At 61.1% G+C, this 13485-nt stretch carries 12 protein-coding genes; 3 read left to right on the top strand and 9 right to left on the bottom strand.

The window, feature by feature from the left end:
- Positions 1-75: 75 nt before the first annotated feature.
- Complete coding sequence (gene leuS / locus N2A98_RS23390) at positions 76-2682, bottom strand: leucine--tRNA ligase (RefSeq protein ID WP_032895163.1); 2607 nt, start codon at positions 2680-2682, stop codon at positions 76-78.
- Positions 2683-2943: 261 nt separating this feature from the next.
- Between leuS and N2A98_RS23385 the strand changes: the two genes are divergently transcribed.
- Both N2A98_RS23385 and N2A98_RS23380 read left to right on the top strand, forming a co-directional pair.
- Positions 2944-3249, top strand: coding sequence for a hypothetical protein (locus N2A98_RS23385; RefSeq protein WP_044268949.1), 306 nt, complete (start codon positions 2944-2946; stop codon positions 3247-3249).
- 97 nt (positions 3250-3346) lie between these two features.
- Complete coding sequence (locus N2A98_RS23380; RefSeq protein WP_057711033.1) at positions 3347-4108, top strand: YdcF family protein; 762 nt, start codon at positions 3347-3349, stop codon at positions 4106-4108.
- Between the two features lie 636 nt (positions 4109-4744).
- Here the strand turns inward: N2A98_RS23380 and lnt are convergent.
- From lnt to miaB, 5 genes are all read right to left on the bottom strand, one after another.
- Entirely contained in the window at positions 4745-6268 is a 1524-nt protein-coding gene (lnt, locus tag N2A98_RS23375) for an apolipoprotein N-acyltransferase (RefSeq protein ID WP_275622712.1), read from the bottom strand.
- A gap of 8 nt (positions 6269-6276) precedes the next feature.
- On the bottom strand, positions 6277-7116 hold the full coding sequence (locus N2A98_RS23370; protein WP_003194444.1) for an HlyC/CorC family transporter: 840 nt from the start codon (positions 7114-7116) through the stop codon (positions 6277-6279).
- 42 nt (positions 7117-7158) lie between these two features.
- On the bottom strand, positions 7159-7617 hold the full coding sequence (ybeY, locus tag N2A98_RS23365) for an rRNA maturation RNase YbeY (RefSeq protein WP_044268940.1): 459 nt from the start codon (positions 7615-7617) through the stop codon (positions 7159-7161).
- Positions 7610-8614, bottom strand: coding sequence for a PhoH family protein (locus N2A98_RS23360; protein ID WP_019818064.1), 1005 nt, complete (start codon positions 8612-8614; stop codon positions 7610-7612). The genes ybeY and N2A98_RS23360 overlap by 8 nt, the downstream gene beginning before the upstream one ends.
- A gap of 230 nt (positions 8615-8844) precedes the next feature.
- Positions 8845-10173, bottom strand: coding sequence for a tRNA (N6-isopentenyl adenosine(37)-C2)-methylthiotransferase MiaB (miaB, locus tag N2A98_RS23355; protein ID WP_275622711.1), 1329 nt, complete (start codon positions 10171-10173; stop codon positions 8845-8847).
- A 130-nt stretch (positions 10174-10303) separates the two neighbouring features.
- On the opposite strand from miaB, the gene N2A98_RS23350 reads away from it, so the two are divergent.
- Entirely contained in the window at positions 10304-10630 is a 327-nt protein-coding gene (locus N2A98_RS23350) for a DUF1820 family protein (RefSeq protein WP_003215457.1), read from the top strand.
- Positions 10631-10758: 128 nt separating this feature from the next.
- Here N2A98_RS23350 and N2A98_RS23345 read toward each other — a convergent pair whose 3' ends face one another.
- The 3 genes from N2A98_RS23345 to thiE form a co-directional block, all read right to left on the bottom strand.
- Complete coding sequence (locus N2A98_RS23345; RefSeq protein WP_014720065.1) at positions 10759-11313, bottom strand: tetratricopeptide repeat protein; 555 nt, start codon at positions 11311-11313, stop codon at positions 10759-10761.
- A 226-nt stretch (positions 11314-11539) separates the two neighbouring features.
- Positions 11540-12823: a glutamate-1-semialdehyde 2,1-aminomutase gene (gene hemL, locus N2A98_RS23340; protein ID WP_032895176.1), complete on the bottom strand. Its 1284-nt coding sequence runs from the start codon at positions 12821-12823 to the stop codon at positions 11540-11542.
- Positions 12824-12834: 11 nt separating this feature from the next.
- Complete coding sequence (thiE, locus tag N2A98_RS23335; RefSeq protein WP_275622710.1) at positions 12835-13464, bottom strand: thiamine phosphate synthase; 630 nt, start codon at positions 13462-13464, stop codon at positions 12835-12837.
- Positions 13465-13485 lie beyond the last annotated feature (21 nt).

The following is a 13485-nucleotide window of genomic DNA, read 5'->3' as shown; positions in this document are numbered from 1 at the left end:
TTGAAACCAGGTGGGCCTTCTCGGGCCCTAAAGGTTTAGTTCGGCGTGGGGCCCAAGCCCCGCGCCCGATCCGATTTAGCTGGCGACGATATTGACCAGTTTGCCGGGCACCACGATCACCTTGCGGATGGTCAGGCCTTCGGTAAAGCGCAGCACGTTCTCATTGATACGTGCAGCTGCTTCAACCTCTTCACGGCTGGCGCTGGCCGGCATGTCGATCTGGCCACGCAGTTTACCGTTAACCTGGATGACCAGTTGCAGCGTGTCCTGTACCAGGGCGCTGTCATCCTGCACCGGCCAGGCGGCATCGATGACGGCACCGCTGTGGCCCAGGCGGCTCCACAGTTCATGGCTGATGTGCGGCGTGATCGGCGCGAGCAACAGGGTAACTGTTTCCAGGCCTTCCTGGATCAGCGCACGGTCTTGTTCGGTCGCCTGCGGGGCTTTTTCCAGCACGTTCATCAGCGTCATCACCTGGGCGATGGCGGTGTTGAATTTGTGGTTCTGCCCGACGTCCTGGCTGGCCTGGCGGATAGCCAGGTGGATGCTGCGGCGCACGGCTTTCTGCTCGTCGTTCAAGGCGCCGAGGTCCAGCTTGCCCGGCAGGCCCTGGCTGACATGGGCGTGGGCCAGGCGCCAGACGCGCTTGAGGAAACGGTGCGAGCCTTCGACACCCGAGTCGGACCATTCGGCGCTCATATCGGGCGGTGAGGCAAACATCATGAACAGGCGGCAGGTGTCGGCGCCGAACTGGTCGATCATCGACTGTGGGTCGACGCCGTTGTTCTTGGACTTGGCCATCTTCTCGGTGCCACCGATTTCCACCGGCAAACCGTCGGCTTTCAACTTGGCGCTGATGACCTTGGCCTTGCTGTCACGCTCAAGCTCGACATCCGCCGGGTTGAACCAGGTGTAGGCGCCATTGGCTTCGCGACGATAGTAAGTGTCGGCGATCACCATGCCCTGGGTCAGCAGGTTCTTGAACGGCTCATCGGAGCTCACCAGGCCTTCGTCACGCATCAGCTTGTGGAAGAAGCGCGCGTACAGCAGGTGGAGGATGGCGTGTTCGATGCCACCGATGTACTGATCCACCGGCAACCAATGGTCGGCTGCGGATTTCTCCACCAGGCCACCTTCATAGTGCGGCGAGGCATAACGAGCGTAGTACCACGAAGACTCGACGAAGGTGTCCATGGTGTCGGTTTCACGCTTGGCCGGCGCGCCGCATTTAGGGCAGCTGCACTCGTAGAACTCAGGCATGCGTGCCAACGGCGAGCCAGCGCCATCCGGCACTACGTCTTCTGGCAGCACGACCGGCAGTTGGTCTTCTGGCACCGGCACGTCACCACAGGTTTGGCAGTGGATGATCGGGATCGGGCAGCCCCAGTAGCGCTGGCGGCTGATGCCCCAGTCGCGCAGGCGGAACTGGGTGCGCGAGGCGCCGAGGTTTTTCTTGATCAGGGCCACTTCCATGGCGTCGAACGCGCCCTGGAAATCCAGGCCGTCGAATTCGCCGGAGTTGATCAGCGTGCCGTGCTCGCCGTAGGCGTCTTGCCACGGAGCGGGGTTAGTGTCGCCCGAGCTGGTGCGTACGACCGACTTGATCGGCAGGTTGTACTTGGTGGCGAATTCAAAATCGCGCTCGTCGTGGGCCGGCACCGCCATGACGGCGCCATCGCCGTAGTGCATCAATACGTAGTTGGCGACCCATACTGGCAGCTTCTCGCCGGTCAGCGGGTGCTCGACGAACAGGCCGGTTGGCAGGCCCTTTTTCTCCTGGGTGGCGACGTCGGCTTCGGCCACGCTGCCACCTTTGCATTCAGCGATGAACGCCTGCAGCTCAGGGTTGTTCTGTGCGGCCTGGGTGGCCAGCGGGTGTTCGGCGGCCACGGCGACGTAGGTCGCGCCCATCAGGGTGTCGGGGCGGGTGGTGAACACCTTGAGTGCGCCCGCTTCGCCGATGGAGTCGACGTTGTACGGGAACTGCACTTCCATGCCCTTGGATTTGCCGATCCAGTTGCGCTGCATGGTCTTGACCTGTTCAGGCCAGCCCGGCAGATCGTCGAGGCTCGACAACAGTTCATCCGCGTAGGCGGTGATCTTGAAGTAGTACATCGGGATTTCGCGCTTTTCGATCAGCGCGCCGGAACGCCAGCCGCGACCGTCGATGACCTGTTCGTTGGCCAGTACGGTCTGGTCGATCGGGTCCCAGTTCACGGTGCCGCTTTTTTTGTAGATCACGCCTTTTTCGAACAGGCGAGTGAACAGCCATTGTTCCCAGCGGTAGTAATCGGGCTTGCAGGTGGTGACCTCGCGGGACCAGTCCACCGCCAGGCCCAGGCTGCGCAGCTGGGTCTTCATGTAGGCGATGTTTTCGTAGGTCCACTTGGCGGGCGCCACGTTGTTTTTCATCGCGGCGTTTTCTGCCGGCATGCCGAAGGCGTCCCAACCCATGGGTTGCAACACGTTCTTGCCGAGCATGCGCTGGTAGCGCGAAATCACGTCGCCGATGGTGTAGTTGCGCACGTGCCCCATGTGTAGCTTGCCGCTGGGGTAAGGGAACATCGATAGGCAGTAGTAAGTCTCCTTGCCTGGCTGTTCACTGACTTCAAAGGACTTTTGCTCGTCCCAGAAGGTTTGGGCGGCATTTTCTATTTCACGGGGCTGATATTGTTCGTGCATGGCTACTTTTGAACTGGATAGGGGTGGCCTAATCCTCTTCGGTGCACTGTCCGGGTTGTTCGACACCAAGAAGCGGCGCGTCCATGCCCAAACCCTGCGGGAAGTGGAGTTACAGGAAGCGCCGTAGCATACATGACCCCACTCTATCGAGGGAAACCCTGATTGCGCGCCAAGGGCCGTCTGTCGCGGCACCGGGCAGGCGCAGCAACGGGGGCTACGCTGTTTAGTGGGGAGCAAGTATTTCTTCAATGAGGTGAGGGGATGGTTGAATCGCAGCGAACTTTAACGAAACCGCAGTTGTACGAAGGATTGATCGACCGTTTGGGTCGGGCATTGGATGCCGCAAGAACCGCAGGCCGATTGCGTGATGAGCGGCCTCTGGAGCTGGAGTTGCGAGGCTTGAGCCAGGCGGAGCTTGAATTGATCAATAACTACCTGGCGTTGAATCACGACCGCGCCTCCCATGGGCAGGCTTCCCCGCCCGCTCATTCGGCCAAGGTCATCTGGCTCAAAGACCTGGCGACCGGCCGCAGGCCAGAGAACTTGCGGTCTGTGCGGTGCAAATGAGCCCCGCGTTATCCGTTAGCGTTATCAAAATGTTGTCGGTAAGGATTGTTGCAAAACCCCGTTGCATCTAGGCTTCGGGCATCTTTGGAGATGCCCGATGCCTTTTCGTTATTTCATTAAACAACTGTTGTTGCCGCCCGGTATTTTTCTGCTGTTGTTGGCGTGTGCCTGGTGGTTTCGCCGCAGCCGTCCGCGCCTGGCGGGCTTGTGTTTTGCCCTGGGGCTTGGCGGGATGTGGTTGATCAGCCTGCCCGTGATGGTGCAGTGGGGCGCGCGCGTCCTGGAGACAGAGCCGCCTCTGGCCCGGGAAGACTGGGCTACATTGGCCCAGCGTGCCGACGCGATTGTGGTGCTGGGCTCGGGGCGCGAGCGTGGGGACATTGCGTGGGGCAGCGACCAGCCCACCGGTATCGGCCTGGAACGTGAGCGTTTTGCCGCGCGGCTGGCCAAGGCATCCGGTTTGCCGGTGCTGACCAGCGGCGGCTTGCACTACGGTACGCCGCCCAGTGAGGCCGAGCTGATGGCGGTGTCGATGCAGGATGACTTCGGCGTTAGCGTGCGCTGGAAAGAAGAACGCAGCCGCACCACCTGGGAAAACGCCCAGATGAGCGCCGAGATTTTGTTGCCGCAAGGCATCAAGCGGGTGGTGGTGGTGACCCAGGCCTGGCATATGCCGCGTTCGGTGTGGAGCTTTGAGAAAGCCGGCTTCACCGTGGTGCCGGGGCCGGTGGGCTTTCTGGGAGTGGACCATGGTCGACCGCTGGGCGGCTGGATGCCGGACGTCAAGGCGGTGTGGCAAAGCGGGCAGTTGATCAATGAGGCGGTGGGGCAGGTGGGGTATCGGTTGTTCTACCGATAGGTGCAACACAGGCGATCAATGGTGGGAGCTGGCTTGCCTGCGATGGCGGTGGGTCATTGAACACTCAGGGCACTGATACACCGCTATCGCAGCATAGGTATTTACACAACTTCAATACGACACTGACCCTGTGGCGAGGGAGCTTGCTCCCGTGACGGCCTGGCAGCCAGCGCTGTTCTAACTGACGCGCCGCTGTCCAAATGTGGGAGCTGGCTTGCCTGCGAAGACGGCCTAACAGTCCGACACAGGTGGACCGGGTACATATCCGTTATTTAGGTAACGGCTACTTAGGGTTCCGCTCTGACAGCGGCTCACTTTTGAAAAGCGCAAAAGTAAGCAAAACGCTCTTGCCCCACCACTCGGCACCTCGCTTAGGCTCGGTGTGCCCGTAATCCGCCAGTGATTTGGGGGGGCCGCCGCCACGCGCCATCCATGGCGCGGGGCGGCTAAACCGGCATCCCTGCCGGTTTACCCCCCAAATCCCTGTCGAATTCCGGCCAGCGTGGTTTGACGGGGCGCCTAAGATCAAAAGCAGATCAAGATCAAGAGCGACTCGCTTCGCATCGTGGTTACCGTTGAGCGTTACAGTGTTGTGTAGATACCTATGGCCATCGCAGGCAAGCCAGCCCCCACAGGTCAGAGCGTTTTGGACATTCGTGCGGCCAGCAGAGCCCAGCCAAACAATGCCAGGCACACAATGATCAACGGCCACGAACGCCATTGCAGGTATGGCGTGAGGTTATGCATCGGCACCACCTCCCCATAGAGAATGCCGCGCTCGAACTGCGGGATCTGCGCGGTGATCTGCCCGAACGGGTTGATCAGCCCGGTCACGCCGTTGTTGGTGGCGCGGATCATCCAGCGGCCAGCCTCCAATGCACGCATCTGCGCCATTTGCAGGTGCTGCAGCGGGCCGATGGAGCGGCCGAACCAGGTGTCGTTACTGATGGTCAGCAGCAGGTCGCTCTGGGCCGACAGGCCGGCGGCGAATTCGGGGTACACCACTTCATAGCAAATGAACGGCGCAATCTGGTAACCCTTGGCCTGCAGCATGGCCTGGTCAGAAGGGCCGCGGGCGAAGTCCGACATGGGCAGGTCGAAGAAGGCAATCAGCCCACGCAGCATGTCCTGCAGCGGCACGTACTCGCCAAATGGCACCAGTTTTTGCTTGAGGTAGGTGCCGTCGCCTTCACCCACCACGGTGATGCCGTTGAAGTAGCGCTTCTGGTGGTGCACTTCTTGTCGAATCGGTACCCCGGTGATCAGCGCACTGTCCCGGTCAGCGGCAAACTTGCCAATCATGCCCAGGTAGCCCTCCACGGACTCCTTGAGCACCGGCACGGCGGTTTCCGGCCATACCAGCAGGTCGACACGCTTGGAGCTCAGGCTCATGTCGCGGTACAGCGCCAACTGTGCATTGAGCTGGTCCGGGTCCCACTTCATGCTTTGCTCGACGTTGCCTTGGATCGCGGCCACGCTCAGCGGCGCGCCAGACGGCGATGTCCAGGCGTGATGCTTGAGCGCCAGGCCAATCGCCCAAGGCGCAACCAGCAATAACAGGCCTGCGCCGATGAAGGCATTGCGCTTGCTCGCCAGCAGGCGCGGCAGGTTGCACAGCAATGCGGCGGTGAGTGCCAGCGCGAAGGAAATCAGCCACATCCCGCCCAATGGCGCGAGGCCGGTCAACGGCCCATCGAGTTGACTGTAACCGGAGTACAACCACGGGAAACCGGTAAGGAACCAGCCACGAAAGGCTTCCTGGCCGACCCACAACGCGGCGAACGTCAATGCGTCCGCCAGCGGTGCTTCGTTACGGCGCAACCAGCGCGCCCACAGCCAGGCGGGCAGGGCAAAGAACCAGGCGATGGCGGCAGTGAATAGCAGCATCAGGAACCCCGCCAACAGCACCGAAGCGCCGCCGAAGTGGTGAATGCTGTAGTAGATCCAACTGGTGCCGGCGCCAAACAGGCCAAAACCGAAACACCAGCCACGGCCCAGGGCCTGGCGGGGTGTCAGCTCCCGCAGGCCGATATAGAACAGGCCGACCGCTACCAGCGCCAACGGCCAGATATCGAACGGCGCCAGCGCCAGGGTTGTGATGGCGCCGGCCACCACGGCCAGCAGGTTACCGGGCCAGCCGGGTGCGGTGAGACGGCGCATGTCAGTCCTTAGCGGGCAATAGGTGTCAAACGGATCAGATGGATACGACGGCTATCGGCATTCAAAATGCGGAAGCGATAGGCACCGATCTCGGTGGTTTCATTGCGCTTGGGCAAATGCCCGAACGCACTCATCACCAGGCCGCCGACGGTGTCGAACTCATCGTCCGAGAACTCGCTGTCGAAGAACTCGTTGAAGTTCTCGATCGGCGTCAGCGCCTTGATCAGGAAATCACCGCTGGGCAGCGGCTTGATGTAGCTGTCTTCTTCGACGTCGTGCTCGTCTTCGATGTCGCCGACGATCTGCTCCAGCACATCCTCGATGGTGACCAGGCCGGCCACGCCGCCGTATTCGTCAATCACAATGGCCATGTGATTGTGGTTGGCGCGGAACTCGCGCAGCAGCACATTCAGGCGCTTGGACTCGGGCACGAAGGTGGCCGGGCGCAGCAGGTCCTTGATGTTGAAGCTGTCGCCGTTCTCCTTGAGGATCAACGGCAGCAGGTCCTTGGCCAGCAGGACACCCATGACGTCGTCATGGCTTTCACCGATCACCGGGTAGCGCGAGTGCGCCGAGTCGATCACGGCCGGGAGGAATTCCCGAGGAGTCTGGGTCGCCTTGATGCTGATCATCTGCGAGCGCGGGACCATGATGTCACGCACTTGCAGGTCAGCCACCTGAATGGCGCCTTCGACGATGGCCAGCGCTTCGCTGTCCAGCAATTTGTTCTGGTGTGCATCGCGCAGCAGCTCCAAGAGCTCCTGGCGGTTTTTCGGCTCGTGGGCAAAAGCCTGGGTCAGTTTACCCAGCCATGACTTCTGCCCGTTGCTCGATCGGTCTTCGCTCATAGCGATTACTCTAAATCCTTTGATATGACAGTTGAGTGTTGATCAGCTTTCGTCGTCTGCATACGGGTCGCGGTGACCCAGTTCTGCAAGCAACGTTCGTTCCAGCGCTTCCATTTCCCAGGCTTCGTCATCGTCTATATGGTCGTAACCCAAGAGATGCAAGCAGCCGTGGATGACTAGATGGGCCCAATGGGCCTCAAGTTCCTTGCCTTGTTCCGCCGCTTCTCGCTCGACCACCGCGACGCAGATCACCAGGTCGCCCAGCAACGGGATATCCAGCAATTCGTCGGGCACATCGGCGGGGAAGGACAGCACGTTGGTGGCGTAGTCTTTCTGGCGCCAGGTGTGGTTCAGCTCACGGCCTTCGGCCTCGTCCACCAGACGAATGGTCAGCTCCGAGTCGGCGGTGCGCTGGCGCAAGGCCAGCTCACACCATTGGCGAAACTGGGCTTCGCTGGGGGCGGGCGCGTCGGTGGCCAGCTGCAGGTCTAGCTCAAGCATCGTGGCGAGCGTCCTTGGCGGGCGCGTCGTCGCGGTGTTCGAAACGCTCATAGGCTTCGACAATGCGCTGCACCAGCGGGTGGCGTACCACGTCCTTGGGCATAAAATGCGTGAAGCTGATACCCGGCACGTCCTTGAGCACCTCGATCACTTGGCCCAGGCCCGACTTGGTGCCCTTGGGCAGGTCGACCTGGGTGATGTCGCCCGTGATCACGGCGGTTGAGCCGAAACCGATACGGGTGAGGAACATCTTCATCTGCTCGACCGTGGTGTTCTGGCTTTCGTCGAGAATGATGAAGCTGTTGTTGAGCGTACGGCCACGCATGTAGGCCAGCGGGGCGATCTCGATCACCTGGCGTTCGATCAGCTTGGCCACGTATTCAAAGCCGAGCATTTCGTACAGCGCGTCGTAGAGCGGTCGCAGGTACGGGTCGATCTTCTGGGCCAGGTCGCCGGGCAGGAACCCGAGCTTTTCGCCGGCCTCGACCGCTGGGCGCACCAGCAGGATGCGCCGCACTTGCTCGCGCTCCAAGGCATCGACGGCGCAGGCCACCGCCAGGTAGGTCTTGCCGGTACCGGCCGGGCCGATGCCGAAGTTGATGTCGTTGCCGAGGATTTCCTTGACGTACTTCTGCTGATTCAAGCCGCGTGGGCGAATCATGCCTTTTTTGGTACGCAAGGCCACGCTGGCTTCGGCCACCGGGTTGTTGGCCAGGTCTTCCACAGCCGATTCCTGCAAGTACAGGTGCACGGTCTCCGGCGACAGCTCGCTACCCTTGGTTTCGCGGTAGAGGCGGCGCAGCAGGTTTTCTGCAGACGTGGTGTGTTGGGGTTCACCAATGAGCTCGAACTGATTGCCGCGGTTGCGGATCTCGATGCTCAGGCGTTGTTCGATCAGGCGCAGGTGCTCGTCGAACTGTCCGCACAGGTTGGCGAAACGGCGAGCCTCAAAAGGCTCGAGGATAAAACGATGGGGTTCTGCTATGGGTGCGTTCAAGGTTGCTTTTAGCCGCCCTTTGGCTGATGAGGTGAGAGAGAGAATAACGCCAGGCGCCGGTGTGCGAAAGCACTTAAATAGCCTGGCCCCACTCTCGATAACCCTGAAGAACCCCTGTGGGAGCTGGCTTGCCTGCGATAGCGGTGGGTCAGTTGGCACATTGGGCACTGATACATCGCTATCGCAGGCAAGCCAGCTCCCACATTTTGATCTTCATCCGGTCAGCGAGATCAGTTGATCAACGAGCCACGCAACGAGTGTGGCTGCGCCGCATCAATGTGCACATCGGCAAACTGGCCGATCAGCGTGGGATTGTCGCAGCGGAAGTTGACGATTCGGTTGTTCTCGGTACGCCCCTGCAACTCACCCGGGTCTTTCTTCGAATAATCGGTGACCAGAATGCGCTGGATCGAACCGACCATTTGTCGGCTGATTTCAAAGCCCTGTTGATTGAGGCGATGTTGCAGCGCGTTCAAACGCTCTTTTTTCAACGCCTCCGGGGTTTCATCCAGCAGCTCGGCAGCCGGGGTGCCCGGGCGCTGGCTGTAGACGAACGAGTAGGAGAAGTCGAAACCGACGTCCTCGATCAGCTTCATGGTCTGCTGGAAGTCTTTCTCGGTTTCGCCCGGGAAGCCGACGATAAAGTCCGAACTGATGCAGATGCCCGGCACGGCAGCGCGCAGTTTGCGCAATTTGGATTTGTATTCCAGCGCGGTGTGGTTGCGCTTCATCGCCGACAGAATGCGGTCCGAACCCGATTGCACCGGCAAGTGCAGGTGCTTGACCAGCTCTGGCACTTCGGCGTGGGCCTGGATCAGGCTGTCGGAGAACTCCAGCGGGTGCGAGGTGGTGTAGCGGATGCGCTCGATGCCGTCGACGGCGGCGACCACGCGGATCAATTCCGCCAGGTCGGCCAGGCGCCCGTCATCGGTCTGGCCACGGTAGCCGTTGACGTTCTGGCCCAGCAGGGTCACTTCGCGCACGCCGTTTTCAGCCAGGTGGATGATTTCTGCCAGCACATCGTCAAACGGCCGGCTGACTTCTTCGCCACGGGTGTAAGGCACCACGCAGAAGGTGCAGTACTTGCTGCAGCCTTCCATCACCGACACATAGGCGCTCGGCCCGTCGATGCGCGGTTCGGGCAGATGGTCGAATTTTTCGATTTCGGGGAACGACACGTCCACTTGTGGCAGCTTGGTGACGCGTGCGGCGTCGATCATTTCCGGCAGGCGGTGCAGCGTTTGTGGGCCGAACACCACATCGACATAGGGCGCGCGGTCGCGGATCGCAGCGCCTTCCTGGCTGGCCACGCAACCGCCGACGGCGATCACCATGTCCGGGTTGGCCAGTTTCAATTCACGCCAGCGGCCCAGCTGCGAGTACACACGGTCCTGGGCCCGCTCGCGGATCGAGCAGGTATTGAGCAGGATTACGTCGGCATCTTCGGCGCGGGCAGTGACTTCCAGGGCCTGGTGTTCGCCCAGCAAGTCGACCATGCGCGAGCTGTCGTACTCGTTCATCTGGCAACCGTGGGTTTCGATGTAAAGCTTCTTGGCCATGGGAATCGTCAACTGGTGGTAAAGAACCGCGCATTATAGGGGGCATGCCCATTGGTTCCTAGCGCTGTGCATCGGGTGCCATGCTATAGTTCGCGCCCTCTTTTATATCCCCATGTGTTGTTCGCCCACCATGACCAAACGTGAAGCTCCAATCTATAAGGTGATTTTCCTCAACCAGGGCCAGGTGTTCGAAATGTACGCCAAGCAGATCTATCAAAGTGATCTGTGGGGCTTCCTGGAGGTGGAAGAGTTCGTCTTTGGCGAGCGCACCCAATTGGTGGTCGATCCGGGCGAAGAAAAGCTCAAGGCCCAGTTCGAAGGCGTGGTGCGCAGCTTTGTGCCGATGCATTCGATTGTGCGCATCGATGAGGTCGAGCGCCTGGGTACGCCGAAGATCAGTGAGGCTCGGGGCATGAGCAATGTGATGCCGTTTCCGATGCCGATGCCTGAGAAGTAGGGCTTTAGACCGAGTCGCGCCCTTCGCGAGCAAGCCCGCTCCCACATTCGGCCGAGTTCCAGATTTGGAATGCGGTCAACTGTGGGAGCGGGCTTGCTCGCGAAGAGGTCATCAAAAACGCTGAGAATTCAGGGCAGGGGTGAGAACGGCGAACGCCCATCGGCGCTCTGCAACTCCTGCAGGTAGTTGCGGAAAATCTGCCCCAGCACCTGGGTCGCCACTTCCAGTTCATCGCGCTGCATGTGCTCGGCGACTTCGTCGGCGGTGTCCAGCGCGTCTTCGGCGCCATTGACCGCGGCCATTTTCAGCACGATGTACGCCTGAATGTTGTTGGCCGGCACGCCTTCGCCTTTGAAGAACATGTTGCCCAACTGGTATTGCGCCTGGGCGTGGCCCTGCAACGAGGCTTTCTCGAAGTAGCTCAACGCTTTGTTGAGGTCAACGGCCGGGTTCTTGCTGTCGTGGTAGTACTCGCCCAACTCGTATTGCGCCTGCGCATCCCCGTCCTCGGCCTGTTTCTGGCACGCGCTCAGGGCTTCGGCCTGGCTCTCTGGCTGGGTATTGAGGGTGCAACGACCCATCGCTGGGATTAACAACGAGTTGCCGCCGGCCTGGGCATGTGCCAGTAGCGGTTGAAGGAGCAACAGGCAGCCCAGAACCAGGGTGCGGCCGGTGCGTTTCATGGGAATCGACTTACCTCTGACGGGGCGCGCGGACCCTCGAGGGAGTCCAATAAGCGCGCATTATGAAATAAGCAGGCCTCTGCTTACAAAGTCTTTACTCGTTTTTCTGCTGCTTGGGCAAGTTATCTGCCGGATTGCAGGTCAATTCTCGAAAAAACCAGGAATTGTCTGTAAGCAAAGTAGCAAATCTGACGTTGCCAGGGGCAACGTCAGCGGTTGCCGTCACTTATTTCAGGGCCGCAAAGGCGCGCTCGGCAGCATCCAGGGTCAATTTCAGCTCGGCTTCGCCATGGGCGATCGAGGTGAAGCCAGCTTCAAAGGCGCTCGGTGCCAGGTACACGCCGCCTTCGAGCATCAGGTGGAAGAAGCGCTTGAACAGCTCGGCATCGCTGCCCATCACGTCATCGAAGGTGACAATATCGTCGGCGCCGCTGAAGTACAGGCCGAACATGCCACCGGCCTGGGTGGTCACGAACGGGATGCCAGCGGCATCGGCGCGCTGTTGCAGGCCGTCGAGCAGGCGCGTGGTGTAGTCGGTCAGCTCGGCGTGGAAGCCCGGGCGGCTGATCAGGCGCAGGGTGGTCAGGCCGGCGGCCATTGCCAGCGGGTTACCCGACAAGGTGCCTGCCTGGTAGACCGGGCCGAGCGGGGCGATGTGTTGCATGATCTCGCGCTTGCCGCCGAAGCAGCCTACCGGCATGCCGCCGCCGATGATCTTGCCGAAGGTGCTCAGGTCTGGCGTAACGCCGTAGTAAGCCTGGGCGCCACCGAGGGCGACCCGGAAACCGGTCATCACTTCGTCAAAAATCAGCACCACGCCATGCTTGTCGCACTGCTCGCGTAAGCCCTCAAGAAAACCCGGGGCCGGTGGAACGCAGTTCATGTTGCCGGCAACCGGCTCGACGATGATGCACGCGACGTCCTGGCCGACTTCGCTGAGCATCTGCTCGACGGCTGCGATGTCGTTGAACGGCAAGGTCAGGGTGTGCTTGGCGAATGCCGCAGGTACGCCAGCGGAATTGGGAACGCCCTGGGTCAGCGCGCCGGAGCCGGCTTTCACCAGCAGGCTGTCGGAGTGGCCGTGGTAGCAGCCTTCGAACTTGATGATGTTGTCGCGGCCGGTGAAACCACGGGCCAGGCGGATCGCGCTCATGGTGGCTTCGGTGCCGGAGCTGACCATGCGTACCATCTCCATCGACGGCACGATCGAGCAGACCAGGTCGGCCATCTCGGTTTCCATCGCGGTCGGGGCGCCGTAAGACAAGCCGTGTTGCAGTTGCTGGCGCACCGCGTCGAGCACGTCCGGATGGCTGTGGCCGAGGATCATCGGGCCCCAGGAGCCGACGTAGTCGACATAGCGCTTGTCGTCTTCATCGGTGACGTAGGCGCCTTCGGCATGCTTGAAGAACAGCGGCGTGCCGCCCACGCTCTTGAACGCACGCACGGGGGAGTTCACACCGCCGGGGATGTGTTTCTGGGCGTTGGCAAACAGGGTTTCGGAACGGGACATGGTCGGGCTCTCTAAACTGAAGATTTAAGAAGGTCGTTGAACGCACGGGCGCGGCGGGTGACTTCCTGGGTGCTGTCGGCACCGAACAGGCCGTGGACCACGGCGAGCAGGTCGGCCCCGTGGGCCACCAGCGGCTCGGCGTTTTCCAGGGTGACGCCGCCGATCACGCAGATCGGCAGGTGCAGGCGCTTGCGGGCCTGGACCAGCATGTCAACGGTGGCGGCAGGTGCGCCGGGTTTGGTCGTGGAATTGAAGAAGCGGCCGAAGGCGACGTAGCTGGCGCCTTCTTTGGCGGCCTGTTCGGCCAGTTCGATCTGGCTGTGGCAGGTGGCGCCGATGATCGCCTTGGCGCCGAGCAGTGCCCGGGCCGAGGTCAGCGGGCCGTCGGTCTGGCCCAGGTGCACGCCGACGCCCAGGCGCGCGGCCAGTTCGGCATCGTCGTTGATGATCAATTGAGTCTTGTAGCGCGAGCACAGCTCATGCAGCTTTTCGGCTTCACGCAGGCGCCGTGCTTCGTCGCTGCTTTTGTCGCGGTACTGCAACAGGGTGACGCCGCCATCCAGCGCCGCCTCGACGTAGGCGAGGAATTTGCCGGCCAACAGCTGGCTGTCGGTAATGGCGTAAAGGCCGCGTAGTTTCATCGGGCAAACCCCTTGCTGACG

Origin of the sequence: Pseudomonas sp. FJ2-5-13 (assembly GCF_029201605.1) — a bacterium.
GTDB lineage: Bacteria > Pseudomonadota > Gammaproteobacteria > Pseudomonadales > Pseudomonadaceae > Aquipseudomonas > Aquipseudomonas lactis.
The sequence above is the reverse complement of the archived record's forward strand: the minus strand, read 5'-3'. Positions and strand labels throughout refer to the sequence as shown.